The organism is Agrococcus sp. GW821-FHT14H11 (genome assembly GCF_058803545.1).
The window spans coordinates 20,815-45,809 of record NZ_JBXAPA010000006.1; the positions used below are offsets into that span (position 1 = coordinate 20,815).

Consider the following 24,995-nt stretch of genomic DNA (forward strand, 5'->3'; position numbering starts at 1 on the left):
GCGGCTAGCAGCCAGGGTCGCCCCCGGAGGCGTTGGTGCCCACGACGACCGAGATCGGGTCGTCGGGCTCGCCCGGGGTGTCGGGCAGCGGGTTCTGCGCGAGCACGGTGCAGAGGTTGGCCTCGCCGTGGTCCTGCCAGGTGATCTGCAGCAGCGCGGGGTCGAACCCTGCGCCGGAGAGCGTCGTGCGGGCGTCGGCGAGCGAGCTCGCCACGAGGTCCGGCCACATCTGGGCGGCCGGGTCGGCAGGCGGCGCGGTCTCCTCCGCGTCGCCGCCCTCGGCGAGCCCGCCGTTCGACGGGTAGAGGATGATCGGCGTCGAGGTGGTCACGAGCGAGCCGGCGCCGGGCGCCGTGTACTCGACGAGCCCATCGGCCTGCAGGCCGTCGATCGGGTCGGAGACCTGCACCGTGTACCCGGCGCCCTCGAGCGCGGCCGTGGCGGCCTCGACCGACTGGCCCGAGACATCCGGCAGCTGGCTCGCGTTGCCGCGCAGCGTGTCGGCGTCGGGGGAGAGGAACTCGCCGCCCGGGTAGCGCGCGATGCCCTCGGCCATCGCGCCGCGGAAGATCGTCGAGCGCACGTTCCAGCGCTCCTCGAGCGAGTAGTTGCCGACGATGTTGCCGACCCAGACGGAGGTCGCGATCTCAGGGCTCGCGCCGTTCACCCAGGTCTGCACGACGCCGTTCGTCGTGCCCGTCTTCGAGATGACGGGCGTGGTGCCGGGCGGGTTGTTGATCGGGTTGCGCTCTGTGACCGTCTCGAGCGTGGCCTGCAGCACCGACGCCACCTCGGGCGTGATGGCCTGCCGGCAGTCCTGGCCGGGAGGCTGCACCTCGGAGCCGTCGCGCGCGACGATGCGGTCGATCGCGATCGGGCGGCAGTAGACGCCGCCGTTCGCGATCGTGGCGAAGGCCGAGGCCATGCCCATCGGCGTCACGTTCGAGCCCGAGCCGATCACGGCCGGCGCGAAGATCTGCCAGTCGCTGCCGTCGGCGGGGACGACGCCCATGTTCGCGGCCGTCTGGTGGATGTCGCACAGGTCCATCTCGCTCGCCATGCGGGCGATGCCGGTGTTGACGGAGTTGACCATGATCTCGGTCGGCGTCATGCGGGCGTACTCCTCGCCCTCGTTGTTCTGCGGGTCCCACGGCTCGGAGACGAGGCCCGTGCACTCGGCGCGGAAGGCGCCCATGGGCCACTCCTCGCGCGTCGCGTCGATCTGCTCGTCGACCGAGTGGCCGTCGATGATCCACTGGGCGAGCGTGAAGATCTTGAACCCGGAGCCCGGCTGGAAGCCGCCGGATCGGCCGTGCGCGTAGTCGGCGTTGAAGTTCACCGCGCTCGCGGTCGGCGGTGCGCCGTCGCCGTTGAAGTAGTCCTTGTTCTGCGCCATCGTCAGGATGCGCCCGGTGCCGACCTCGAGCTGGGTCACCGCGCCGCCGGACTGCCAGCGGGTCTCGGTGTTCGGCACGTTCTGGTCGAGCAGCGCCTGCACCGAGTCGTTGAGACCGAGGTCGATCGACGTGTAGATGCGGTAGCCGCCCTGGAAGAGCGCGGCGGCGTTGTCCTCCTCGGACGCGCCGAGGATGTAGTGCCCGTCGACCTGGTCCTGTGCGAGCACGCGCTGCACGTAGTCGCAGAAGAAGCGCGCCGAGTCGTAGCCGGCGATGCAGCCGTTGTTCGCCGGCTGGATGTCGACGAACTCCTCGTCGACCGGCGTCGCGAGCGCCTCGTCGCGCTGCTCCGCCGTGATGTAGCCGTCGGCGGCCATCCGGTTGATGATGAAGTCGCGCCGCTCCTGGTTGCGCTCCCAGTTGTCGGCGTTGAACAGGTTGCGGATCGACGGGTTCTGCACCGTCGCGATGAGCGCGGCCGACTCGGCGATCGTCAGCTCGGAGGCCGGCTTGTTGAAGATGCGCTGCGCGCCAGCCTGGATGCCGTAGACGTTGCCGCCGAAGTTGGCGATGTTGAGGTAGGCGAGCACTACCTCGTTCTTCGTGTAGCGCTGCTCGAGGCCGATCGCGAGCCGCATCTCGGCGAGCTTGCGCTGGTAGCTCTCCTGGTACTGCTGCTCGTAGGTCTCCTGGTCGCCGCGGATGAACGCGTCCATGGCGATCTGCTGGCGCACGAGCTGCATCGTGAGGGTCGAGGCGCCGGACTCGCCGCCGAAGCCGACCTGCGAGAGGCCGGCGCGGATGACGGACGGGGCGTCGACGCCGCCGTGCGAGTAGAAGCGGCGGTCCTCGCCAGCGACGAGCGCCTCGACGGTGTTGCGCGGCACCTGCTGCCAGCGCAGCACCTGGCGGTCCTGGGCGTAGAACTGGGCGATCTCGACGGGCTGGCCGTCGCGGAGGCCGTAGATGCGGTTGCGCTCGGCCTGCTGGTTGATCTGCGCGTACGAGGGCAGGCTCTCGAAGATGTCGAGGCCGCTGTTCGCGGTGCTCGAGGCGACCGCGAGCGCCGGCGTCAGGGTCGCCGAGACGAGGATCCCGGCGATCGCGCTGAAACCGATGAGTCCCAGGAGCGAGGCGAGCAGGCTTCCTGGCTTGTGTCGTGATGCGGCCATAGCATACGAGGGTACGCGACCAACCTATGAGGGCAGGGGACCACGCACGATGGCGAAGACGACCTGGGAGTATGCGACGACGCCGCTGCTCATCCACCGAGAGACGGCGATCCTGAACACCTGGGGCGCCGACGGATGGGAGCTCGTGCACGTCGCGAACGGCCCTGAGGGCGGCCTCGTCGCGTTCCTGAAGCGCCCGATCGAGGCGTCCGCGTGAGCGTCGCCGAGCGCATCCGCGAGCTCGGCTTCGAGCTGCCCGCGGTCGTGCCGCCCGTCGCCTCCTACATCCCGGCCGTCTCGAGCGGTCGCCTCGTCTTCACCTCCGGCCAGCTGCCGATGGTCGACGGCGCGCTGCCGCGCACGGGCAAGGTCGGCGCCGAGGTGTCGGCCGACGAGGCCACCGCCGACGCGCGCCAGTGCGCGCTCAACGCGCTCGCGGCGATCGACGCCGAGATCGGCTCGCTCGACCGCATCACCCGCATCGTGAAGGTGGTCGGATTCGTCGCCTCGGCCGAGGGCTTCCACGGCCAGCCGGGCGTGATCAACGGCGCGAGCAACCTGCTCGGCGAGATCTTCGGCGACGCGGGCCGCCACGCGCGCAGCGCCGTCGGCGTGGCCGAGCTGCCGCTCGGCGCCCCGGTCGAGGTCGAGGTCATCGCCGAGTTCGCCTAGCCGCGCCGCGCCGGCGCGCCCGCCGAGCACGCCGCCGCAGATGCAGGGCCGACGGCTGCCATGCGGGCGCATCCAGCGCAACTCGCCCTACATCTGCGCGGCGGGGCGGCGCGTCAGCGCAGCTGCGACTGGATGGCCTCCACCACCGACTGGTCGGCGAGGGTCGTCGTGTCGCCGAGGTCGCGGCCCTCCGCGAGGTCGCGCAGCAGCCGCCGCATGATCTTGCCGGAGCGCGTCTTCGGAAGGTCGGGCACGATGAACACCTGGCGGGGCCGCGCGATCGCGCCGATGTCGGATGCCACGTGCTGGCGGAGGATGCGCTCGGCCTCCTCGACGGGGTGGTGCGCGGCGCTCTCCTTCAGGATCACGAACGCCACGACCGCCTGGCCCGTCGTCGCATCCGTCGCCCCGACGACCGCCGACTCGGCGACGCCCTCGTGCGCGACGAGCGACGACTCGATCTCGGCGGTCGAGAGCCGGTGGCCCGACACGTTCATGACGTCGTCGACGCGGCCGAGCAGCCAGATCTCGCCGTCCTCGTCCTTGCGGGCGCCGTCGCCGGCGAAGTAGCGGTCGCCGAACTTCTCCCAGTAGGTCTCGCGGTAGCGCTCGTCGTCGCCCCAGATGGTGCGCAGCATCGATGGCCACGGGCTCGTCACGACCAGCAGGCCGCCGTCGCCGTCGTCGACGGACGCGCCCGAGTCGTCGACCACGTCGATCTCGATGCCGGGGATCGGCACCTGCGCGCTGCCGGGCTTCAGCGTCGTCACGGACGCGAGTCCCGAGATCATGATCGCGCCGGTCTCGGTCTGCCACCAGGTGTCCATCACCGGGGTCGTGCCGCCGCCGACGACGTCGCGGTACCAGATCCAGGCCTCGGGGTTGATGGGCTCGCCGACCGTGCCGAGCACGCGCAGGCTCGACAGGTCGCTCGAGCGCGTGTGCTGGCGGCCGAGCTTCATGAAGGTGCGGATGGCCGTGGGGGCGGTGTAGAAGATGGTCACGCCGTAGCGCTCGATGATCTGCCAGGGGCGCTCGGGCGTCGGGGTGTCGAAGGTGCCCTCGTGCATCACCTGCGTGGTGCCGTTGGCCATCGGGCCGTAGACGATGTAGCTGTGGCCGGTGACCCAGCCGATGTCGGCCGTGCACCAGTAGACGTCGGTCTCGGGCTTCAGGTCGAACACGTGGCGGTGCGTGAACGAGGTCTGCGCGAGGTAGCCGGCGCTCGTGTGCAGGATGCCCTTCGGGCGCCCCGTCGTCCCGGACGTGTAGAGGATGAAGAGCGGGTGCTCGGCGGGGAACGCCTCGGCCTCGTGCTCGGGCTCGGCGTCGGCCATCGCCTCGTGGTACCAGACGTCGCGGCCGTCGACCCAGTCGATCTCGTTCTCGCCCCGCCGCACGACGAGCACGTTCGTGACGCCGTGGCCGGGCTCGCGGAGCGCCTCGTCGACCGTCGGCTTCAGCGGGAACACCTTGCCCTTGCGGTGCCCGCCGTCGGTGGTGATGACGAGCTTCGCGCCGGCGTCGTCGATGCGGCCGCGGAGGTTGGAGGGGCTGAAGCCGCCGAAGACGGCGGTGTGCACGGCGCCGATGCGGGCGCAGGCGAGCATCGCGGCGACCGCCTCGGGCAGCATCGGCAGGTAGATGGCGACGCGGTCGCCCGCTTGCACGCCGAGCGAGGTGAGCACGTTCGCGAGCCGCTTGACCTCTGCGGTCATCTCGCCGTACGTGATGGTGCGGCGGTCGCCGGGCTCGCCCTCCCAATGCAGCGCGACGCGGTCGCCGTGCCCCGCGTCGACGTGCCGGTCGAGGCAGTTGACGGCGACGTTGAGGGTGCCGTCGTGGAACCACCGCGCGTGCGGCGGCTGCCAGTCGAGCACCTCGGTGAAGGGCGTCTCCCACTGCAGCTCGCGCGCCTGCTCGGCCCAGAAGCCGAGCCGGTCGTCGGCAGCCCGCTCGTAGAGCGCGGCATCCGTCGCGGACTCGCTCGCGAGCGCCTCGGGGGGCGCGAACCGGCGGGTCTCGGTGAGCAGGTGGTCGATGTGGTCCGACACGGGTCCTCCAGACTTCCTCGTCGCTGCGAGCCTAGCGAGGGCGCGGCGCGAGGTTGCGCCGTGTTGCGCCGCCCGGCGCGCGCTCGGAAGCCTACGATGGCGACGCCGGCCCTGCCGGCACCAGCAGGTGACCGGTGGATCCCCCATCCGCCTCCCTGCGGCGGCGTCCCCTCCCCCCAGGTGGGCGCCGCCTCCCTCGTTGCGGCGCGGTCGCCCTCTCCACAGCCGCCCGGCGGCGGTCCCCGCACGGCGCTCGCCGCCCGTAGCGTGCGCCCATGCAGCAGCGCGCCACCGGGATCCCCTTCGTCGCCGGCGCCCCGCGCCCGAGCACGCGCGACCCGGCGCGCACGGCGGCCGACGGCGGCACGCTGCGCGAGTTCGGCGAGCTCGCGCCGCTCGTGGCGGAAGCGGCGGTGACGGATGTGTTCGTCACGGGCGGGCAGGTGTGGGTCGATCGCGGTCGGGGCGCCGAGGCCGCGGCGCTGCGGCTCGAGCCGGAGCGCGTCCGCGCGCTCGCGGTCGCGCTCGTCGCGGCGGGCGGGCGCCACGTCGACGAGGCGACGCCGTGCGTCGACGTGCGCCTGCACGACGGCATCCGCGTGCACGCAGTGCTGCCGCCCGTCGCGGTCGCGGGCGCGCAGCTGTCGATCCGGCTGCCGCGCGTGCGCTCGCTGACGCTGGCCGAGCTCGACGCGGCGGGCGCCTTCGCGCTCGTGCCGCTCGCCGAGGTGCGTGCGCTCGTCGCCCGGCGCGCGAACGTGCTCGTCTCGGGCGCCGGCGGCTCGGGGAAGACCACGCTGCTCGGCGCGATGCTCTCGGAGGCGGGGGAGGGGGAGCGCATCGTGACGATCGAGGACGTCGCCGAGCTGCGCATCCGTCATCCGCACGTCGTGGCGCTCGAGGCGCGGCAGGCGAACGCGGAGGGGGCGGGCGCGATCGGGCTCGAGCAGCTCGTGCGCGAGGCGCTGCGCATGCGGCCCGATCGGCTCGTGCTGGGAGAGTGCCGCGGCGCCGAGGTGCGCGAGCTGCTGTCGGCGCTCAACACGGGCCACGACGGCGGCGCGGGCACGCTGCACGCGAACTCGCTCGACGACGTGCCGGCGAGGCTCGAGGCGCTCGGCGCGCTCGCGGGCCTCGGCCCCGCAGCGCTCGCGCGGCAGGCGGTCAGCGCGATCGACGCGGTGCTGCACGTCGAGCGCGCGGCGGTCGCGGGCTCGCCCGCGCGCCGGGTGGCGGCGATCGGGTCGCTGGTGCTCGAGGGCGATCGGCTGGCGGTGCGGCGGCGATGACCGCTGCGGCGCAGGAGGAGGCCGCCGCGACCGTGCACCGGCTCGCGGCGCTCGTCGCGGGCGGCCTGCCGATCGATCGCGCGTGGTCGGTGCTCGGCACGGATGCGTCGGCGGTCGACGCGCAGGCGGGCGGCGCGAGCGGCACGGTCGCCGCGGTGCTCGCGCTCGCGCGCGAGACGGGTGCGCCGACCGCGCCGACGCTCGAGCGCCTCGCCGGGCTGCTGCGCGAGCAGGCGGTGCAGTCGCGGGCGCTCGAGGCGGCGCTCGCCGGGCCGCGCGCGACGGCTCGGCTGGTGATGGCACTGCCGATCGTCGGGGTCGGCTTCGGGCTGGCGCTCGGGCTCGATGTCGTCGGCGCGGCGACGAGCGGCGGCGTCGGCACGTGGTCGATGCTCCTGGGCGCGGCGCTGCTGGTGGTGGCGTGGGCCTGGTCGCGGGCGATCGTGCGCCGCGCGGCGCGCGGCGAGGCGGCGCCGGGGCTGGCGCTCGACCTGGTCGCCGTCGCGCTCGCGGGCGGCGGCGCGACCGATCGCGCCCGCGCCGCGGCGGAGGCGGCGCTCGCGGAGGCCGGGGTGGCCGCCGGCGGCTGGGCCGAGGTCGACGCGGCGCTCGCGCTCGCGCGTCGCGCGGGCGTGCCGGTGCGCGGCCTGCTGCTGGCCGAGGCGCAGGCGGCGCGCATCCGCGCACGGCTCGAGGCCGAGGCGCGGGCGCAGCGTGCCGCAGTGCAGCTGTCGCTGCCGCTCGGCGCGTGCGTGCTCCCGGCCTTCTCGCTGCTCGTGATCGTGCCGCTCATCGCGTCGATGCTGACCGGCGCCCTCACCCCGCTCACCTAGGGGGCGGACAGGTCGGGCGCCTACGGTCGGGGCATGCGCAACCTCTTCGAGTCCATCGTCAACTGGTTCGCCGCGCTCGCCGCCTCGTTCGGCAGCGCCCCGCACCCGATCGTGGCGACGGTGCCCATCCGCCCGCAGCAGCGCCGGCGCTGAGGCCCGTCGGCGACCCCTGACCGGGTCGCCCGCAGCATCCCGATCGAGCCGCTCCTCCACAGGGCGGCTCGATCGCCGCACGCCCGCACCCGCGTCTGGCGCACCCTTGGGGCTCCCCGAGGGAAGGAGGCGAGCATGCGGATGCTCGACAGGCTGGTGCAGGAGGAGGACGGCGCGGCGACCGCCGAGTACGTCATCGCGACGATGGCTGCGGTGGGCTTCGCCGGGCTGCTGGTGGTGATCCTGCGCTCCGACGAGGTGCGCGGGATCCTCACCGACATGGTGCAGCGAGCCCTGACGGTGCAGTAGGTGGCACCCGGCAGCGACCGCCGCGGCGAGCTCGGCGCGGTGACGGCCGAGCTCGCCGCGGCGCTGCCGGCGGCCGTGCTCGCCATCGGCCTCGCGGTCGCTGCGGTGTCGGCGGCAGCGGCCCAGGTCGGGCTCGAGCAGTCGGCGGGCGCGGCGGCGAGGGCGGCGGGGCGCGGCGACGACCCGGCGCTCTACGCCGACGGCGCCGCGCTGCGCATCGAGGCGCGCGGGGAGCTCGTCTGCGCCGTGCTGGCGCGCGACGCGCTCGGCGGCGCGCTGACGCTGCAGGCGAGCAGCTGCGCGCACGGCGGCGGCCGGTAGATGCGCTCGCGATGGGCGGAGGAGCGGGGCGCCGGCGCCGCGCTCGCGCTCGCGGTGGCCTGCACCGCGCTGCTGCTGGCGCTGCTCGTCGTCGGCGCGGGCACCGCGTCGATCGCGCAGGCGCGGGCGGCGGCCGCGGCGGAGGCGGCCGCGCTTGCGGCAGCCGATGCGCGCTCCGGCTTCGCCGACGGCGCGCCGTGCGCGCTCGCGCAAGCGGTCGCGGCGGCGAGCGGCGCACGGCTCGAGGGGTGCGCGCTCGACGGGCTCGATGCGCGCGTGACGGCTGTCGTCCCGGTCGGCCCGTGGCGCGCATCCGGCACCGCCGTCGCCGGACCGCCGACCTGGGGAGCACCATGACACCGTGTGTATTGTGTCGAGGCGTGGCCCGGTCGGGCGCACCATCCCCCAAGAAGAGCAGTGAGCGTGAGCATGGGCAAGAAGCTCGTCATCGTGGAGTCCCCGGCGAAGGGCAAGACGATCGAGCGGTACCTCGGCGAGGGATACCAGGTGCTGGCCTCCGTCGGCCACATCCGCGACCTCGTCAGCCCGCGCGACCTGCCCGCCGACCTGAAGAAGGGGTCGTACGGCAAGTTCGCCGTCGACGTCGACCACGGCTTCGCCCCCTACTACGTCGTCAGCGACGAGAAGAAGAAGACCGTCGCCGAGCTGAAGCGCGCGCTCAAGGACGCCGACGAGCTCATCCTCGCGACGGATGAGGACCGCGAGGGCGAGGCCATCGCGTGGCACCTGCTCGAGGTGCTGCAGCCGAAGGTGCCGGTCAAGCGGATGGTGTTCCACGAGATCACGAAGGACGCGATCGAGCAGGCGAAGGACTCGATGCGCGAGCTCAACATGCCGCTCGTGGACGCCCAGGAGACCCGCCGCATCCTCGACCGCCTCTACGGCTACGAGGTGAGCCCGGTGCTGTGGCGCAAGGTGCGGCAGGGCCTGTCGGCCGGCCGCGTGCAGTCGCCGACCGCCCGCCTCATCGTCGACCGCGAGCGCGAGCGCATGGCGTTCGTCGCCGCCGGCTACTGGAGCCTGACCGCGCAGTTCGAGGCCGAGGGGTCGCGCTTCGGCGCGCGCCTCGTGCGCCTCGACGGCGCCCGCGTCGCGACCGGCAGCGACTTCGACGACCGGGGCCAGATCAAGGGCGTGCGCACGATCCTCGACGCGGAGGCGGCCGAGTCGCTCGCGACCGAGCTCGAGCAGACAGCCTTCGCGGTCGCCGGCGTCGAGTCGAAGCCGTACCGCCGCCGCCCGTCGGCGCCGTTCACGACGTCGACGCTGCAGCAGGAGGCGGGCCGCAAGCTCAAGCTCTCGGCGAAGCAGACGATGTCGGTGGCGCAGTCGCTCTACGAGCAGGGCTACATCACCTACATGCGCACCGACTCGCCCTCGCTGTCGTCGCAGGCGATCGCCGCAGCGCGCGCGCAGGCCACGAGCCTCTACGGCCCGGGCTCGGTGCCGCAGGCCGCTCGCCACTACGCCGGCAAGTCGAAGTCGGCGCAGGAGGCGCACGAGGCGATCCGCCCCTCCGGCGAGGCCTTCCGCACCCCGAGCGAGGTCAAGGCGTCGATGACGCCCAACGAGCACCGGCTGTACGAGCTCATCTGGAAGCGCACCGTCGCGAGCCAGATGATCGACGCGACCGGCCAGACCGCGACCATCACCATCGCCTCGGAGAAGACGGCCCGCGGCGTCGCCGAGTTCACCGCATCCGGCACCGTCATCACCGAGCCCGGCTTCCTGCAGGCGTACGAGGAGGGCAAGGATGCCTCGCGCTACGCCGACGACGCCGAGGCCGAGGGCACGCTGCCCGACGTCAAGGGCGGCGACCGCGTCGACCTCGCCGAGCTCGAGCGCAAGGAGCACGTGACGACGCCTCCGCCGCGCTACACCGAGGCGAGCCTCGTGAAAGCGCTCGAGGAGCTCGAGATCGGCCGGCCGTCCACGTACGCCTCGATCATCGACACGATCGTGCGCCGCGGCTTCGTCACGCAGCGCGGCGGCGCGCTCGTGCCGAACTGGATCGCGTTCTCGACCATCAAGCTGCTCGAGGACAACCTCGGCGACTACGTGGACTACGACTTCACCGCCGAGATGCTCGCCGACCTCGACCGCATCGCCGACGGCGAGCTCGACCGGCAGGAGTGGCTGCAGCGCTTCTACTTCGGCAGCGACGAGCGGCCCGGCCTGAAGTCGACCGTCGAGAACCTCGGCGACATCGACGCGCGGGCCGTCAACTCGATCCCGGTGGCCGAGGGCGTCACGCTGCGCGTGGGCCAGTACGGCCCCTACCTCGAGGGCACCGGCCCCGACGGCGAGACGAAGCGCGCGAACCTGCCCGAGGACCTCACGCCCGACCAGCTCACGCCCGAGAAGGCGGAGGAGCTCTTCGCCGCCGAGCCCGTGCAGGACCGCGTGCTCGGGCAGCACCCGGAGACGGGCCTCGACGTGGTCGTGAAGAACGGCCGCTTCGGGCCCTACATCGAGGAGGCGCTGCCGGTCGAGCTCGACGACGAGGGCAAGCCCGTCGCCCCGAAGAAGGGGAAGGCCGCGCCCAAGCCGCGCCGCGCATCCCTCTTCAAGGCGATGGAGCCGGAGTCGGTCGACCTCGAGACCGCGCTCAAGCTGCTCTCGCTGCCGCGGGTCGTGGGCGTCGACCCGGAGTCGGGCGTCGAGATCACCGCGCGGCCGGGCCGCTACGGTCCGTTCCTGTCGAAGGGCGAGGACACCCGCTCGCTCGACGAGGAGGACCAGATCTTCTCGATCACGCTCGAGCAGGCGGTCGAGCGGTTCGCGCAGCCGAAGTACGGCGCCCGGCGCGCCGCGTCGGCGCTCAAGGAGTTCGACGCCGACCCGGTCTCGGGCAAGCCGGTGAAGGTGCGCGACGGCCGCTTCGGCCCCTACGTGACCGACGGCGAGACGAACGCGACCATCCCGCGCGGCGAGGAGGTCGAGGCGATCACCTTCGAGCGCGCGATCGAGCTGCTGCAGCTCAAGCGCGAGAAGGGCCCGACCAAGAAGCCGGTGCGGAAGACGGCCGCCAAGAAGCCCGCCGCCAAGAAGCCGGCTGCCAAGAAGCCGGCCGCGAAGAAGCCGGCGGCGAAGAAGCCCGCGGCGGAGCAGTGACCGGCGCCTTCATCACGCTCGAGGGCGGCGACGGCTCCGGCAAGTCGACGCAGGCGGCGATGCTGCAGGCGTGGCTCGAGGAGCGCGGCCGCACGGTCGTGCGCACGCGCGAGCCCGGCGGCACCGAGCTCGGCGTCGAGATCCGCCGGCTCGTGCAGCACACCGAGGGGCACGTCGCGCCGCGCGCCGAGGCGCTGCTGTACGCCGCCGACCGCGCGCAGCACGTCGCGACGCTCGTGCGGCCTGCGCTCGAGCGCGGCGACGTCGTCGTGCAGGACCGCTACCTCGACTCCTCCGTCGCCTACCAGGGCGCCGGCCGCGAGCTCGACGGCCAGCAGGTGCGCGACCTGTCGCTGTGGGCCGTCGATGGGCTGCTGCCGGATCTCACGATCCTGCTCGACATCGAGCCCGAGGCGGGGCGCGAGCGGATGGCCGCGCGCGAGCACGCGCCGTACGACCGGCTCGAGGAGACGGGGCTCGACTTCGCGCGGCGCGTGCGCGAGGCCTACCTGGGGCTCGCCGCGGCCGAGCCCGACCGCTTCGCCGTCGTCGACGCATCCGGCACCCCCGACGAGGTGCACGCGAGCGTCGTGTCGTTCGTGCGTGCGATGCTCGACGCGCACCACTGAGGGGGAGCGGATGACGGGCGGCTGGAGCGAGATCGTCGGCCAGGCGGATGCGGTCGAGCAGCTGCGTCGCGCCGCGGCCGAGCAGCCGGGCGACGCCCACGGCGCGATGACCCACGCGTGGCTGCTCACGGGCCCGCCCGGATCGGGCCGCTCCAACCTCGCCTACGCCTTCGCCGCGGCGCTGCTGTCTGCGCCGACCGGCATCGAGCCGGAGGTGGCGACCCTCGTCGAGGCGCGCACCCATCCCGACCTCGTGACGCTCTCGACCGAGGGCGTGCTCATCACCATCGCGCAGGCCCGCGCCGTCGTGCAGCGCGCATCGCTCGCACCCTCGACCGCGCGCTACCGCGTCGTGGTGGTGGAGGACGCCGACCGGATGGCCGAGCGCACCTCCAACGCGCTGCTCAAGGCACTGGAGGAGCCGCCGCCCGAGACCGTCTGGATCCTCTGCGCGCCCAGCGAGGCAGACCTGCTGCCGACGATCCGCTCGCGCGTGCGCACCCTCACGCTGCAGGTGCCCGACCCGGCCGACGTCGCCCGCCTGCTCGTCGAGCGCGACGGGGTCGACCCCGCGGTCGCCGAGCGCGCGGCTCGCGAGGCGCAGAGCCACATCGGCATGGCGCGTCGGCTCGCGACGAGCGACGAGGCGCGGGCCCGCCGGGCCGAGACGCTGCAGATCGCGATGCGGGTGTCGACGGCGGCCTCGGCCGTGCTCGCCGCGGCCCGCTACGTCGAGATCGCGACGGCCGACGCCGACGCGCTCTCGGCCGAGCGCGACGAGGCCGAGCGCGCGCAGGCGCTGCGCCAGCTCGGCATCGAGCCGGGCGGCACCGTGCCGCCGCAGCTGCGCCGCCAGCTGAAGGAGCTCGACGACGCCCAGAAGCAGCGCGCGAAGCGCGGCATGCGCGACGGCGTCGACCGCATCCTCGTCGACCTGCTCTCGCTCTACCGCGACATCCTCATGACGCAGCTGGGCGTCGGGCGCGAGCTCGTCAACGAGGCGATGCGCCCGACCGTGCAGGCCGCAGCCGACTACCTCGAGCGCGCCGCCGTGATCGACGTGCTCGACCAGATCCGCATCGCCCGCGAGCGCATCGAGGCCAACGTGCCGCCGCTGCTGGCGCTCGAGGCGATGCTCGTGCGCGCCGCGCGGGCGGCGCAGCGCCGCTGACAGGCCCCGGCCACACGCTCGGGCAATACCGTGGGGGCATGCATCGCCTCCGCCGCCGCGGCCTCACCGCACTGGCCGTCGTCGCCGCCACCGGGCTCGCCCTCACGGGCTGCGTCATCCTGCCGCCGCCGCTGCCCGGCAGCCCGAGCACCTCCGGCACGCCCGGCGCGAGCGACGAGCCGCTGTGGAGCCCCACGGGCGAGGCGGTCGCGCCCGAGCTCGAGCCCTACTTCGGGCAGGACGTCGACTGGCAGGACTGCGGCGCCAACTGGTGCGGCACCGTCACCGCCCCGATGGACTGGTTCAGCGCGGGCGAGGAGTCGATCGAGCTCGCCGTCACGGTGGCGCCCGCGACCGGTGAGCGCCGCGGCGCGATCCTCTACAACCCCGGCGGCCCCGGCGCATCCGGCGTGGAGTACGTGCAGAGCTACGCCGACTACCTGCTGCACCCGGATGTGCGCGAGCACTACGACCTCGTCGGCTTCGACCCCCGCGGGGTCGGCGGCTCGACGCCCATCTCCTGCTACGACGACCCGCAGGAGCTCTACGACTGGCTGTGGGAGATCCCGCCGGGCCCCGCGCCCGAGCCGCTCAGCGATGAGGACCTCGAGCAGCAGCTCGAGTCGGCGCAGTGGCTGGGCGACGCATGCCTCGAGCACACCGGCGACTACCTGCAGCACATCGGCACCGAGCAGGTCGCGAGCGACCTCGACCTGCTCCGGGCGCTGCTGGGCGAGGAGCGGCTCAACTACCTCGGCGTCTCGTACGGCACGCTCATCGGCTCGACCTACGCCGACCTGTTCCCCGAGAACGTCGGCCGCATGGTGCTCGACGCGGCGGTCGCGCCCGACTCGACCGACTTCGAGGGCACGCTCTACCAGGCGGCCGGCTTCGAGCTCGCGTACGGCAACTTCGTCGCCGACTGCCTGCAGCAGCGCGACTGCCCCTTCCAGGGGTCGAAGGAGGATGCGCTGCAGCAGACGCGCGCCCTGCTCGACGCGATCGACGCCGACCCGATCGAGGTCGCCGACGGCCGCCAGCTCGGCTCCGGCGCGTTCTTCACCGCGATCGCCGCCAACCTCTACAGCGACGCGCAGTGGGAGACGCTGCGCCAGGTGATCGCCGACGTCGCGGCGGGCCGCGGCGAGACCGCGTTCGCGCAGGCCGACGCGTACTACGGCGTGCGCCCGGACGGCTCGTTCGAGGACAACTCGCTCGAGACGCTCATCGCGGTCAACTGCCTCGACTACCCGCCGGTCACCGACTTCGACGAGGTGCGCGCGAACGCCGAGCAGATCATGGCCGCGGCGCCGACGCTCGGGCCCGACTTCGTGGGGCTCGGCAGCTGCGCCGCGTGGCCCTTCGAGGCGACGCGCGAGCCGCACGAGATCACCGCGCCGGGCGCCGAGCCGATCATCGTGATCGGCGGCATCAACGACCCGGCGACGCCGTACCAGCAGTCGGTCGACCTCGCGGCGATGCTCGAGTCGGGCGTGCTCATCTCGGTCGACGCGGAGGGCCACGGGCAGTACTTCGGCGGCAACGACTGCGTCGACCGGCCGGTGAACGAGTACTTCCTCGACGGCGTCGCGCCCGCCGGGCAGATCGACTGCTGAGGCGGCCCGGCGCTCAACCGCTGAGCGACGACGCCGGCCAGCGCCAGTCGGCGACCTCCGGCACGTCGACCCCGTGCTCGCGGGTGTGGGCGCGGGCCCTCGCGCGCGCATCGACGAGCTCGTCGAGCAGCCCGGCGTGCGCCTCGGCGAGCCCCGGCACGCGCTGCAGCACGTCGATCGCCAGCCGGTAGCGGTCGAGCTCGTTCATCATCACCATGTCGAACGGCGTCGTCGTCGTGCCGCGCTCGAGGAAGCCGTGCACGTGCAGGTGCGGGTGGTGGCCCCGGCGGTACGCGAGGCGGTGGATGAGCCACGGATAGCCGTGGTAGGCGAAGACGGTCGGCGCCTCGGGCGGGAAGATGCGGTCGTACTCGTCGTCCGGCAGTCCGTGCGGGTGCACGTCCGGCGGCTGCAGCCTGCCGAGGTCGACGACGTTGACGACGCGCAGCGACAGCTCCGGCACGCGCTCGCGGAGGATGGCGGCCGCGGCGAGCGCCTCGAGCGTCGGGACGTCCCCGGCCGCCGCCAGCACCGCATCCGGGCGCGCCCCCTCCCGCTCGGTGCCCGCCCACGGCAGCACGCCGAGCCCGCGACGGCAGTGCTCCTCGGCCTCGGCCATGCTCAGCCACTGAGGCGCCGGCTGCTTGCCGGCCACGACGACGTTGATGCGGCCCGTCGAGCGCAGGCAGTGGTCGGCGGTCACGAGCAGCGTGTTGGCGTCGAACGGCAGGTGCACGCGCACGACCTCTGGGCTCTTGTTGAGCGCGACGTCGATGAAGCCCGGGTCCTGGTGGCTGAAGCCGTTGTGGTCCTGCCGCCAGACGTGGCTCGAGAGCAGGTAGTTGAGGCTCGCGATCGGCTCGCGCCACGGCACGTGCATCGCCGACTCGAGCCACTTCGCGTGCTGGCCGAGCATCGAGTCGACGATGTGCGCGAACGCCTCGTAGGTGTTGAACAGCCCGTGCCGGCCCGTGAGCAGGTAGCCCTCGAGCCAGCCCTGGCACTGGTGCTCGCTGAGCACCTCGATCACGCGACCGGTGGGGGCGAGGTGCTCGTCGCCGGGCTCGATGCGCGCGTTCCACTGGCGCTCGGTGGCGGCGTAGACGGCGGGGGCGAGGCGGTTGGATGCGGTCTCGTCGGGCCCGAAGATGCGGAACGTGCGGGGGTTGTCGCGGATGACCTCGGCGAGCCACTCGCCGAGCACCGCCGTCGCCTGCGCCTCGACGGCGCCGCGCGCGTCGGGTGCGACGTCGATCGCGTGCCCGCCGATCGCCGCGAGGCGCAGCGGCTGCCGCAGCACGCCGCCGTTCGAGGCCGGCTCCGCGGCCATCCGCAGGTCGCCCTCCGGCACGTTGGCCCGCACGGCGGCGGCCGGCGCGCCGCGCTCGTCGAAGAGCTCCTCGGGTCGGTACGAGCGCATCCACTCCTCGAGGATGCGGCGGTGGCCGTCGTCGTCGCGCACGCCCGACAGCGGCACCTGGTGGGCGCGCCAGGTGCCCTCGATGCGCTCGCCGTCGACCTCGTCCGGGCAGGTCCAGCCCTTGGGGCTGCGCAGCACGATCATCGGCCACGCGGGCCGCTCGGTGAGCGTGCCCGCGGCGGCGTCGGCCTTGATCGCCGCGATGCGGTCGAGGGCGTCGTCGAGCACCGCGGCGAAGCGCGCGTGCACCTCCCGCGTCGGCTCGTCGTCGAAGCCGACGGTGACGACGAGCGGCTCGTGGCCGTAGCCGCGCATGAGCGAGACGAGCTCGTGCTCGGGGATGCGCGCGAGGAGGGTCGGGCCGGCGATCTTCCACCCGTTCAGGTGCAGGATCGGCAGCACGGCGCCGTCGGCTGCGGGGTTGAGCAGCTTGTTGCCGTGCCAGGCGGTCGCGAGCGGACCGGTCTCGGCCTCGCCGTCGCCGATGACGCAGGCGACCAGCAGGTCGGGGTCGTCGAACGCGGCGCCGTAGGCGTGCGCGAGGGAGTAGCCGAGCTCGCCGCCCTCGTGGATGGAGCCGGGCGTCTCGGGTGCGGCGTGGCTCGGGATGCCGCCCGGGAACGAGAACTGCCGGAAGAGCCGCTGCATGCCGCGCTCGTCGAGCCCGACCTCGGGGTAGCGCTCGGCGTAGACGCCGTCGAGCCAGGCGCCCGCGACGACCGCGGGCCCGCCGTGGCCGGGCCCGGTGACGAAGAGGGTGCGCTGCTTGCGCTCGCGGATGGCGCGGTTCAGGTGCGCCTGCAGGAACGTGAGTCCCGGGGTGGTTCCCCAGTGGCCGAGCAGCCGCGGCTTGATGTGCTCGCGCGCGAGCTGCTGCCGCAGCAGCGGGTTCTCGAGCAGGTAGATCTGCCCGATGCTCAGGTAGTTCGCCGCGCGCCACCAGGCGTCGACGCGGTCGAGGTCGTCGGGGGAGGGCTCGCCGCCCCGTCGCTGCCAGGCGGTCGCCGTCATGGCTCGAGCCTGGTGCGCGGCGCCCTCGGTCGTCAAGGGCGGATGCCGTCCCGCCGGTCGTGGCGCAGGCCGGCCATGCGCTATGCTCGATGATCGTGCCTCGGCACGCCGCCTTAGCTCAGTCGGCAGAGCGATTCACTCGTAATGAATAGGTCGGGAGTTCGATTCTCCCAGGCGGCACCAGCACTTCCTCCCCGGCATCGTCCCGGGCCCGCGGTCCATCAGCGGCGGGGGAACCGGCGCAGCAGCCGCCGCCAGCCGCGTCTCGACGCCGCCGCCGTCCGCCGCTCCAGCCGGCCGAGCGGGCCGCGCGCGGCAGCGCCCGTGGGCAGCGCCGCGAGGAACCACGCGAGGCGCAGGCGCATGAGGCCCGTCTCGCGGCTCGTGACCAGCAGCGTGCGAGCCGTCATCCCGATCTGGCCGCGCGTGCCGCGGGGGCGGGTGAAGGATCGGGCGGAGACGCCGACGGTGAGCTGCGGGTCGTAGCGCACCGCGCTGCCGGGCGGCAGGTGCAGCGACAGGTCGACGTCGTCGTGCACGTCGGCGCGGTCGCGGTGCACGGCCAGTCGCATCCGCCTCCAGAGGTCGGCGCGCATCGCGAAGTTCGAGCCGTACAGCGGCGCGTGCCCGAGCAGCGCGGCGATCAGCCGGAAGTAGCCCACCGTGAGGCTCTTGCGGCCGAGGTACCGCACGAGCCACGTGCCGCCGTAGAAGGTCGCGGCCCCGCTGATCGCGTCGAGCTGCGGGTCGGCGGCGAACGCCGCCTCGATGCGCCCGACCCACTGCGGCGGCGGCACGGTGTCGGCGTCGAGCCGCGCGAGCACGTCGCCGACGGCCGCGTCGAGCGCGGCGGCGGTCGCCCCGGGGATGCCGGGCGCGCGCACCGCGAGCGCGCGCGCGCCGTGGCGCGCGGCGACCTCGGCGCTGCCGTCGATGCTGCCGCTGTCGACGACCAGGATCTCGTCGGGCGCGCGCGACTGGCGCGCGAGCGCGGCGAGGCAGCCCTCGAGCGCGATCGCGTCGTCGCGCACGGGGATCACGACGGAGATGCGCACGTCAGGCTCCGCGGATGAGCTGCAGCAGATCCTCGGTCAGCTCGAGCGGCGAGGTCTCGCACGGGCTGTGCCCGCCCGGGTACACCGAGAGGCGCGCGCCGATCTCGGCGGCGAAGCGGCGATGCAGCTCGAGCGGCCAGATGTCGTGCTCGCCCACCGCGACGAGCTTCGGCAGGCGCGCGGTGGCGAGGATCCCGCGCACGTCCGGCGTGTGCTGCATGAGCTCGAAGGCGTCGGTGACCGATCGGCGCCGCGTCAGGCCGAAGCGCTGCCGCACGAAGCGGATGCGCGAGCGCGGGACCCGGGCGACGTTGCGGCGCAGCGCCCACACCACGATCGCCGCGTTGACGCGGCTGCTCGCGACGACGCTGAACCGCCCCACCACGGGGACGTCGCGGAAGCCCGGGCCGGGCCGGGGTGGGCAGCTCATGAGCGTCAGGCTCGAGAACAGCTCGGGCCGTCGCACGAGCGCGAGCTGCGCGACGATGCCGGCGAACGAGTACCCGAGCACGTGCGACGGGCCGCCGCGGGACTCGAGCAGCGCGATGAGGTCGTCGACGAACAGGTCGTAGTCGTAGCGGGCGCGCGGCGGCACGAGGCGCTCCGGGCCCGCCGCGGCCGACTCGTACTGGCCCGCGAGGTCGTAGCTGAGCGCGCGCAGCCCGGCATGCGCCAGGCCCGGCAGGACGAGCGAGAAGTCCTCCTTCGAGCCGGTCAGGCCCGGCGCGAGCAGCACCGACTCGCCCTCCTCGGGCCCCATGCTGAGGGTCGCCAGCCGTCCGCTCGGGGCGTCGAACCACGAGCGGGATGCGCCGCGGGGCGTCGCGGTCCAGTCGACGACGTCGACGACGCGGGCGCCGGCGCCGGTGTGCCAGCGCTCCAGCGGCCCGCCGCCCTCCGGAGCGGGACCCGGGCCGCCGCGCGTCGCGGTCATGCGCGGAGGCCCTCCGGGGCTGCGCCCGTCACCCTCTGCACGAACCGGTGCAGCCGGCGGTACACCTCCTGCGACTCGGCGTGCGCGGCGTTCTGCTGCCACGTGTGCACCGCCCTGCGCGCCGACCGGTCGTACACGAGCGCCTCGACCGGGATGCGGTGCGCGCGGAGCCGCTGGAGGAAGTTCATGTTGGCGCGGTAGAAGTAGTCGCGCTCGGAGGTGGTCACGAGCACGGGCGGGAACTCCGGCGCGAGCCACTCGATCGGCGAGAGGAACCGGGCCTCGCCGCGCAGCCAGCGCGCCGCCGCCGACGCCGTCGCGCCCCGGACGTGCCGGTGACGGGGCACGAGCATGCGGATGAAGTCGAGGCTGAGCGCGGAGCCCCGCTCGAAGACGACGGAGAAGTCGACCACGCTGCAGTGCTGCACGAGCCCCTTCACGATGCGCCGGTCGGGGACGGAGGCCAGCGCGTGGTGGTGCTGCAGCTCGGGGTGGAAGGAGGCGGCGGTGAGCAGCGCGGCGATCTGCCCGCCCGCGGAGTCGCCGCCGAGCACCACCGACTCGGGGTCGCCCCCCGTAGGACGCGATGTGCTCGGTGACCCACGCCATCACGGCTGCCGCGTCCTGCAGGATGTGCCCCATGTGGGCGCGCGTCGCGCGGCGGTAGTTGGCGTTGACGACCACCATCCCGCCGACGCTCTGGCTCGCGCAGTACTTCGTGAGCGCGGCCTTGTCGCCGGAGGTCCACCCACCGCCGTGGAAGTAGACGTAGACCGGCAGCGGCGCCGCCCCGGCGCCCGCTCGATCGGCGTGCCCCGCGGGCGACAGCACGTCGAGGCGGTGCGCGGCGTCGCCGTCCCCGACGTAGTCGATGTCGAGGTCGTAGCGGACGTCGGCGATCGGGTCTGCGTTGAACGTGCGCAGCTCGCGGCCCGCGACCGCGCGCATCATGGCGCGCCACGCCCAGACCGGCACGCCGCGCGACGGCAGCGCCCGGCGGAGGGCTCGCCAGAGGCGGGTCGACCCCGGTCCCGTCGTCATGCGTGCACCTGCTCGCCGATCCTGCGCCGACCGGTGCGGCCGCACCGCACGACGCTCTGGCGCCTCACGATACGGCCGCGCCCTCGGCGCCCGCTATGCCCTGTCGGTCAGCGGCCGAACAGCGACGCGAAGAAGCCGCGCTTCGGCTCGTCCTGGTGGCCTCCGCACCACTGCGAGGCGGGCACGCCGCGGCGCACCTCGGCGACGTGCTGGCCGCAGCCGGCCCAGGTGGTCTTGCCGCAGGTTCGGCAGCGGACGGATCGGCACATGATGTCTCCTCGAGGCGATCGGCAATACCCCTGGGGGTATGTGGTTGCGACCCACGATACCCACCGGGGTATCGCCTCCGCAACTCGGGCGACGCATCCGAGTCCTACGCTGGGCGAATGACCACAGCACTCCTCATCGTCGACGTGCAGAACGACTTCACCGAGGGCGGCGCGCTCGGCACGACGGGTGGGGCGGCGGTCGCCGCCGCGATCACCGAGCATCTGCGCAAGCACGAGTACGCGCTCGTGGCCGCGAGCCGCGACTGGCACGACCCCGACAGCGACAACGGCGGGCACTTCGCGGCAGGGGAGCCCGACTTCGTCGACTCCTGGCCGGTGCACTGCGTCGCCGGCACCGAGGGCGCCGAGTACCACCCCGCGCTCGACGCGCTCGCGATCGACGTGCACATCAAGAAGGGGCAGGGCGAGCCCGCGTACTCCGCGTTCGAGGGCACGACCGACGACGGCGAGACGCTCGGCGAGGTGCTGGAGGAGCAGGGCGTCGATCGGCTCGACGTCGTCGGCATCGCGACCGACTACTGCGTGAAGGCCTCGGCGCTCGACGCGGCGCTCGCCGGGCTCTCCGTGCGGGTCATCGACGGCCTGACCTCTGCGGTGTCGCCCGTGACGCGCGCGGCGGCGCTCGACGAGCTGCGGGACGCGGGCGTGGAGGTCGTCGGCCTGCCGTGACCAAGGTGTAGCCGAACTACATGTAGCCTGTCTGCATTGCGCATCCGAGCGACGCGGTGTTTACATAGCCGAGCTAACAGATAGGCTGGCTAAGTGGCTACCTCCTCCCGCACCTCGTCCACCCGCCGCGTGCCCACCTGGCTGCGGGTGCTCATCCCCGCCGTCCTGATCCTCGGCTGGCTCGTCGCGCTCGGGCTCGGCGGCCCGACCTTCGGCCGGCTCTCGTCGGTCGTGTCGAACGACCAGACGAGCTTCCTGCCGGCCAGCGCCGACTCGACCGAGGTGCAGTCGCTGCTGCCGGAGTTCCTCGGCGCCGACGAGGTGCCCGCGATCGTGGTGCTCGCGATCGAGGGCGAGCTCGACGAGGGCGACCTCGCGCAGGTCGAGCAGCTGCGGCAGGAGATCGCCGAGCTCGAGGGCCTCGTCGAGGTGTCGCCGGTCATCCCGAGCGACGATGGCCAGGCCGCGCAGGTCGTGGCGCTGCTCGACGGCTCGGGCTCGACCGAGGAGCTCACCGAGACGGTCGAGGCCGTGCGCCTGGCGCTCGAGGAGGCCGAGCTGCCCGCCGGCGCCACCGCAGCGGTGACCGGCCCCGCAGGCTTCAGCGCCGACATCTCGGCCGCCTTCGCCGGCATCGACGGCATCCTGCTGCTCGTCGCGCTCGGCGCCGTGCTCGTCATCCTCATCGTGGTCTACCGGTCGCCGCTGCTGCCGATCCTGGTGCTGCTGACCTCGGTCGCCGCGCTGTGCCTGGCCATCCTCGTGGTGTTCCTGCTGGCGCAGGCCGGCGTCCTCACGCTCAGCGGCCAGACCCAGGGCATCCTCTTCATCCTCGTCGTCGGCGCGGCGACCGACTACGGCCTCCTCTACACCGCGCGCTACCGCGAGGCGCTCGGGCAGGAGCGCTCACGCTGGCGCGCGACGCTGCAGGCGCTCCGCGGCTCGTTCGAGCCCATCATCGCCTCGGGCGGCACGGTGATCGCGGGCCTGCTGTGCCTGCTGCTGAGCGACCTCGTCTCCAACCAGCAGCTCGGCCCAGTCGCCGCCATCGGCATCGCGGCGGCGATCCTCGCCGGCCTCACGCTGCTGCCCGCCCTGCTGCTGGCGTTCGGCCGGGTCGCCTTCTGGCCGTTCGCGCCGACGCCCGAGCGGCCGCGCACGAAGCCCGAGGGCAAGGGCCTGTGGAACGCGGTCGCGCAGCTCGTCGACCGTCGCGCCCGCGCCGTGTGGATCGCCTCGGCGCTCGTGCTCGGCGTCGGCGCGGTCGGGCTCGTGCAGCTGCAGGCGAACGACGTGCCCTCGAGCGAGTTCGTGGTGGGGGAGTCGCAGGCGCGCGACGGGCAGGAGCTGCTCTCGGCGCACTACCCGGGCGGCTCGGGCTCGCCCACGCAGATCCTCGCACCGGAGCGGGAGCTGGATGCGGTGGCCGAGGCCGCGGCGGAGGTCGACGGCGTCGACGGCGTCGCGGTCGCGAGCGAGGACTCGCCCGCCGGCTCGATCCCGCTGCCCGTGGACCCGGCCTCACCGTTCGCCGCGGCCACCCCGACCGTGGTCGAGGGGCAGGTGCTCATCCAGGCGACGCTCGTCGACGCCCCCGACTCGGACGCCGCGCAGGAGACCGTGCGGGAGCTGCGCGAGCGCGTGGCCGCCGTGACGCCCGACGCGATCGTCGGCGGGCCGACCGCGACCGCGATCGACACGAACGACGCATCCCAGCGCGACCGCGCGCTCATCATCCCGGTCGTGCTCGCGGTGATCCTGCTGATCCTGATGGCGCTGCTGCGCTCGATCGTGTCGGCGGTGCTGCTCATCGCGACCACGGTGCTGTCGTACGGGACGGCGCTCGGCGTCGGCGCCGTCATCCTCACGGCGCTCGGCGTGCCCGCGATGGACCCCTCGGTGCCGCTGTTCGCCTTCGTGTTCCTCGTCGCGCTGGGTGTCGACTACAACATCTTCCTCATGACCCGCGTGCGCGAGGAGGTCGGCAGGCTCGGGCACCGGGAGGGCGTGCTGCGCGGTCTGCGCGTCACCGGCGGCGTCATCACCTCCGCCGGCGTGGTGCTCGCGGCGACCTTCGCGGCGCTCGGCGTGATCCCGGTGCTGTTCCTGCTGCAGCTCGCCATCATCGTCGCGCTCGGCGTGCTGATCGACACGACCATCGTGCGCTCGCTGCTGGTGCCGGCGCTCGCGCTCGAGATCGGCCCGAGGACGTGGTGGCCGTCGAGGCTGGGGCGGGAGGGCGCCGAGTCGTAGGCTTGGAGGAGCTCGTCGCCGCTCGCGCGACCGGGCGACGATCGTATACGATCAACCGCAATCATCCCGCGAAGGAGTCCTCATGAGCGCGACCACCGAGAGCCAGGTCCTCGAGGCCGTCCACGGCCGGCTGTTCATCGGCGGCGAGTGGATCGACGGCGAGCAGGGCACGATCGACGTGCGCGACCCGGCGACCGGCGAGGTCATCAAGCAGATCGCGAACGGCTCGGTCGAGGACGGCGTGCGAGCGCTCGACGCGGCGGTCGCGGCGCAGGAGGAGTGGGCGCGCACGCCCGCTCGCGTGCGCGGCGAGATCCTGCGGAAGGCGTTCGACCTGCTCCAGGAGCGCAAGGAGGAGTTCGCGCTGCTCATGACGCTCGAGATGGGCAAGCCGCTGGCCGAGGCCCGCGGCGAGGTCGCCTACGGCGGCGAGTTCCTGCGCTGGTTCTCGGAGGAGGCGGTGCGCATCGACGGCCGCTACATGATGACGCCCGAGGGCACGGGCCAGATGATCGTGACCCACCGGCCGGTCGGCCCCTGCTTCCTGATCACGCCCTGGAACTTCCCGCTCGCGATGGCGACCCGCAAGATCGCTCCCGCGCTCGCCGCGGGCTGCACCGCGGTCGTGAAGCCGGCGACGCTGACGCCGCTGACGACGCTGGCGCTCGTGGGGCTGCTCGAGGAGGCCGGCCTGCCGAAGGGCGTCGTGAACGTCATCACGACGAAGTCGACCGGCGCGCTCTCGGAGCGGCTGCTGGCCGACCCGCGGCTGCGGAAGGTGTCGTTCACGGGCTCGACGCCCGTGGGCGTGCAGCTGCTGAAGCAGGCGGCCGACAACGTCTTGAAGGCGTCCATGGAGCTCGGCGGCAACGCGCCGTTCGTGGTGTTCGACGACGCCGACCTCGACAAGGCGGTCGAGGGCGCGCTGCTGGCGAAGTTCCGCAACATCGGGCAGGCCTGCACGGCCGCGAACCGCTTCATCGTGCACGAGTCGATCGCCGACGAGTTCGCACGTCGCGTCGGCGACGCGGTGAAGGCGATGAAGATCGGCCGCGGCACCGAGGAGGGCGTGCAGATCGGCCCGCTCGTCGAGGACAAGGCGGTCGACAACGCCGTGCGGCTCGTCGAGTCGGCGGTGGCCGACGGCGCGACGCTCGTCACCGGCGGCAAGGCGATCGACGGGCCCGGCTCGTTCTTCGAGCCGACCGTGCTCGACGGCGTGGATGCGTCGATGGCGGTGTCGATCGAGGAGATCTTCGGGCCGGTGGTGGCGATCCAGCGCTTCGCGACAGAGGACGACGCGGTGCGGCTCGCGAACGCCACCGAGTACGGCCTCGTGGGCTACGTCTTCACCGAGGACACCAAGCGCGGCCAGCGCATGATCGACCGCATCGACACGGGCATGATGGGCCTGAACGTCGGCGTCGTCTCCAACGCGGCGGGCCCGTTCGGCGGCGTGAAGCAGTCGGGCCTCGGCCGCGAGGGCGGCGCCGAGGGCATCCACGAGTACCTCGAGACGAAGTACACGCTCATGCCCAACCCCTTCGCCTGATCGGTCCGGCCGCGCCGCC

The 24,995-nt window shown here is 73.4% G+C and carries 21 protein-coding genes, 1 tRNA gene and 1 pseudogene; 15 read left to right on the forward strand and 8 right to left on the reverse strand.

Annotated features, from left to right (window positions below; all coding sequences use genetic code 11):
* Positions 1–4: 4 nt before the first annotated feature.
* On the reverse strand, positions 5–2,569 hold the full coding sequence (locus tag AC1RNL_RS07865) for a transglycosylase domain-containing protein (protein WP_492934918.1): 2,565 nt from the start codon (positions 2,567–2,569) through the stop codon (positions 5–7).
* 49 nt (positions 2,570–2,618) lie between these two features.
* On the opposite strand from AC1RNL_RS07865, the gene sp36 reads away from it, so the two are divergent.
* Complete coding sequence (gene sp36 / locus AC1RNL_RS07870; protein ID WP_164877025.1) at positions 2,619–2,786, forward strand: Sp36 family protein; 168 nt, start codon at positions 2,619–2,621, stop codon at positions 2,784–2,786.
* Positions 2,783–3,241 (forward strand): RidA family protein, encoded by a 459-nt coding sequence (locus AC1RNL_RS07875; RefSeq protein ID WP_128188327.1) that lies wholly within the window; start codon positions 2,783–2,785, stop codon positions 3,239–3,241. Before sp36 ends, AC1RNL_RS07875 begins: the two co-directional genes overlap by 4 nt.
* A gap of 113 nt (positions 3,242–3,354) precedes the next feature.
* Here the strand turns inward: AC1RNL_RS07875 and acs are convergent, their stop codons facing one another.
* The gene (gene acs / locus AC1RNL_RS07880; RefSeq protein ID WP_128188326.1) at positions 3,355–5,295 is read right to left on the reverse strand and encodes an acetate--CoA ligase; all 1,941 of its coding nucleotides are present in this window, start codon (positions 5,293–5,295) and stop codon (positions 3,355–3,357) included.
* Between the two features lie 275 nt (positions 5,296–5,570).
* Between acs and AC1RNL_RS07885 the strand changes: the two genes are divergently transcribed.
* From AC1RNL_RS07885 to AC1RNL_RS07925, 9 genes are all read left to right on the forward strand, one after another.
* Positions 5,571–6,584: a TadA family conjugal transfer-associated ATPase gene (locus AC1RNL_RS07885; RefSeq protein WP_492934919.1), complete on the forward strand. Its 1,014-nt coding sequence runs from the start codon at positions 5,571–5,573 to the stop codon at positions 6,582–6,584.
* Positions 6,581–7,417, forward strand: a complete 837-nt coding sequence (locus AC1RNL_RS07890) for a type II secretion system F family protein (RefSeq protein ID WP_492934920.1) — start codon at positions 6,581–6,583, stop codon at positions 7,415–7,417. The genes AC1RNL_RS07885 and AC1RNL_RS07890 overlap by 4 nt, the downstream gene beginning before the upstream one ends.
* Before the next feature lie 288 nt (positions 7,418–7,705).
* The gene (locus AC1RNL_RS07895) at positions 7,706–7,879 is read left to right on the forward strand and encodes a DUF4244 domain-containing protein (protein WP_146357911.1); all 174 of its coding nucleotides are present in this window, start codon (positions 7,706–7,708) and stop codon (positions 7,877–7,879) included.
* The gene (locus tag AC1RNL_RS07900) at positions 7,880–8,200 is read left to right on the forward strand and encodes a TadE family type IV pilus minor pilin (RefSeq protein WP_492934921.1); all 321 of its coding nucleotides are present in this window, start codon (positions 7,880–7,882) and stop codon (positions 8,198–8,200) included.
* Positions 8,201–8,557, forward strand: coding sequence for a helicase (locus AC1RNL_RS07905; RefSeq protein WP_492934922.1), 357 nt, complete (start codon positions 8,201–8,203; stop codon positions 8,555–8,557).
* A gap of 72 nt (positions 8,558–8,629) precedes the next feature.
* Positions 8,630–11,335 (forward strand): type I DNA topoisomerase, encoded by a 2,706-nt coding sequence (gene topA / locus AC1RNL_RS07910; protein WP_396131330.1) that lies wholly within the window; start codon positions 8,630–8,632, stop codon positions 11,333–11,335.
* Positions 11,332–11,964, forward strand: a complete 633-nt coding sequence (gene tmk / locus AC1RNL_RS07915; protein WP_492934923.1) for a dTMP kinase — start codon at positions 11,332–11,334, stop codon at positions 11,962–11,964. Before topA ends, tmk begins: the two co-directional genes overlap by 4 nt.
* Before the next feature lie 10 nt (positions 11,965–11,974).
* On the forward strand, positions 11,975–13,135 hold the full coding sequence (locus AC1RNL_RS07920) for a DNA polymerase III subunit delta' (protein ID WP_128188826.1): 1,161 nt from the start codon (positions 11,975–11,977) through the stop codon (positions 13,133–13,135).
* 38 nt (positions 13,136–13,173) lie between these two features.
* The gene (locus tag AC1RNL_RS07925) at positions 13,174–14,751 is read left to right on the forward strand and encodes an alpha/beta hydrolase (RefSeq protein ID WP_492934924.1); all 1,578 of its coding nucleotides are present in this window, start codon (positions 13,174–13,176) and stop codon (positions 14,749–14,751) included.
* A 13-nt stretch (positions 14,752–14,764) separates the two neighbouring features.
* Here the strand turns inward: AC1RNL_RS07925 and AC1RNL_RS07930 are convergent, their stop codons facing one another.
* The gene (locus tag AC1RNL_RS07930) at positions 14,765–17,182 is read right to left on the reverse strand and encodes a phosphoketolase family protein (RefSeq protein ID WP_492934925.1); all 2,418 of its coding nucleotides are present in this window, start codon (positions 17,180–17,182) and stop codon (positions 14,765–14,767) included.
* Positions 17,183–17,289: 107 nt separating this feature from the next.
* Here AC1RNL_RS07930 and AC1RNL_RS07935 point away from each other — a divergent pair.
* Positions 17,290–17,365, forward strand: a tRNA-Thr gene (locus AC1RNL_RS07935).
* Between the two features lie 38 nt (positions 17,366–17,403).
* On the opposite strand, the gene AC1RNL_RS07940 is transcribed toward AC1RNL_RS07935, so the two are convergent.
* From AC1RNL_RS07940 to AC1RNL_RS07960, 5 genes and pseudogenes are all read right to left on the reverse strand, one after another.
* Positions 17,404–18,237: a glycosyltransferase family 2 protein gene (locus tag AC1RNL_RS07940; protein ID WP_492934926.1), complete on the reverse strand. Its 834-nt coding sequence runs from the start codon at positions 18,235–18,237 to the stop codon at positions 17,404–17,406.
* Between the two features lies 1 nt (position 18,238).
* Positions 18,239–19,171 (reverse strand): alpha/beta fold hydrolase, encoded by a 933-nt coding sequence (locus AC1RNL_RS07945; protein WP_492935017.1) that lies wholly within the window; start codon positions 19,169–19,171, stop codon positions 18,239–18,241.
* Positions 19,168–19,728 (reverse strand): alpha/beta hydrolase, encoded by a 561-nt coding sequence (locus tag AC1RNL_RS07950; RefSeq protein ID WP_492934927.1) that lies wholly within the window; start codon positions 19,726–19,728, stop codon positions 19,168–19,170. The genes AC1RNL_RS07945 and AC1RNL_RS07950 overlap by 4 nt, the downstream gene beginning before the upstream one ends.
* A gap of 70 nt (positions 19,729–19,798) precedes the next feature.
* A pseudogene (locus tag AC1RNL_RS07955) lies at positions 19,799–20,212 on the reverse strand (hypothetical protein); the annotation flags it as partial.
* Between the two features lie 107 nt (positions 20,213–20,319).
* Entirely contained in the window at positions 20,320–20,481 is a 162-nt protein-coding gene (locus AC1RNL_RS07960) for a DUF8730 family Cys-rich protein (RefSeq protein WP_164877051.1), read from the reverse strand.
* A gap of 117 nt (positions 20,482–20,598) precedes the next feature.
* Between AC1RNL_RS07960 and AC1RNL_RS07965 the strand changes: the two genes are divergently transcribed.
* The 3 genes from AC1RNL_RS07965 to AC1RNL_RS07975 all read left to right on the forward strand — a co-directional run bounded on the left by AC1RNL_RS07965 (position 20,599) and on the right by AC1RNL_RS07975 (position 24,976).
* Positions 20,599–21,171, forward strand: a complete 573-nt coding sequence (locus tag AC1RNL_RS07965; RefSeq protein ID WP_492934928.1) for an isochorismatase family protein — start codon at positions 20,599–20,601, stop codon at positions 21,169–21,171.
* 93 nt (positions 21,172–21,264) lie between these two features.
* Complete coding sequence (locus tag AC1RNL_RS07970) at positions 21,265–23,424, forward strand: MMPL family transporter (RefSeq protein ID WP_492934929.1); 2,160 nt, start codon at positions 21,265–21,267, stop codon at positions 23,422–23,424.
* An 82-nt stretch (positions 23,425–23,506) separates the two neighbouring features.
* Positions 23,507–24,976, forward strand: a complete 1,470-nt coding sequence (locus tag AC1RNL_RS07975) for an NAD-dependent succinate-semialdehyde dehydrogenase (RefSeq protein ID WP_128188820.1) — start codon at positions 23,507–23,509, stop codon at positions 24,974–24,976.
* Positions 24,977–24,995 lie beyond the last annotated feature (19 nt).

What these genes read in the sequence shown, in the direction of transcription:
- AC1RNL_RS07865 (WP_492934918.1), bottom strand. Translation starts at nt 2,569, where the DNA reads ATGGCCGCATCACGACACAAGCCAGGAAGCCTGCTCGCCTCGCTCCTG.
- sp36 (WP_164877025.1), top strand. Translation starts at nt 2,619, where the DNA reads ATGGCGAAGACGACCTGGGAGTATGCGACGACGCCGCTGCTCATCCAC.
- AC1RNL_RS07885 (WP_492934919.1), top strand. Translation starts at nt 5,571, where the DNA reads ATGCAGCAGCGCGCCACCGGGATCCCCTTCGTCGCCGGCGCCCCGCGC.
- AC1RNL_RS07890 (WP_492934920.1), top strand. Translation starts at nt 6,581, where the DNA reads ATGACCGCTGCGGCGCAGGAGGAGGCCGCCGCGACCGTGCACCGGCTC.
- AC1RNL_RS07895 (WP_146357911.1), top strand. Translation starts at nt 7,706, where the DNA reads ATGCGGATGCTCGACAGGCTGGTGCAGGAGGAGGACGGCGCGGCGACC.
- AC1RNL_RS07905 (WP_492934922.1), top strand. Translation starts at nt 8,201, where the DNA reads ATGCGCTCGCGATGGGCGGAGGAGCGGGGCGCCGGCGCCGCGCTCGCG.
- topA (WP_396131330.1), top strand. Translation starts at nt 8,630, where the DNA reads ATGGGCAAGAAGCTCGTCATCGTGGAGTCCCCGGCGAAGGGCAAGACG.
- AC1RNL_RS07920 (WP_128188826.1), top strand. Translation starts at nt 11,975, where the DNA reads ATGACGGGCGGCTGGAGCGAGATCGTCGGCCAGGCGGATGCGGTCGAG.
- AC1RNL_RS07925 (WP_492934924.1), top strand. Translation starts at nt 13,174, where the DNA reads ATGCATCGCCTCCGCCGCCGCGGCCTCACCGCACTGGCCGTCGTCGCC.
- AC1RNL_RS07930 (WP_492934925.1), bottom strand. Translation starts at nt 17,182, where the DNA reads ATGACGGCGACCGCCTGGCAGCGACGGGGCGGCGAGCCCTCCCCCGAC.
- AC1RNL_RS07945 (WP_492935017.1), bottom strand. Translation starts at nt 19,171, where the DNA reads ATGACCGCGACGCGCGGCGGCCCGGGTCCCGCTCCGGAGGGCGGCGGG.
- AC1RNL_RS07960 (WP_164877051.1), bottom strand. Translation starts at nt 20,481, where the DNA reads ATGTGCCGATCCGTCCGCTGCCGAACCTGCGGCAAGACCACCTGGGCC.
- AC1RNL_RS07965 (WP_492934928.1), top strand. Translation starts at nt 20,599, where the DNA reads ATGACCACAGCACTCCTCATCGTCGACGTGCAGAACGACTTCACCGAG.
- AC1RNL_RS07975 (WP_128188820.1), top strand. Translation starts at nt 23,507, where the DNA reads ATGAGCGCGACCACCGAGAGCCAGGTCCTCGAGGCCGTCCACGGCCGG.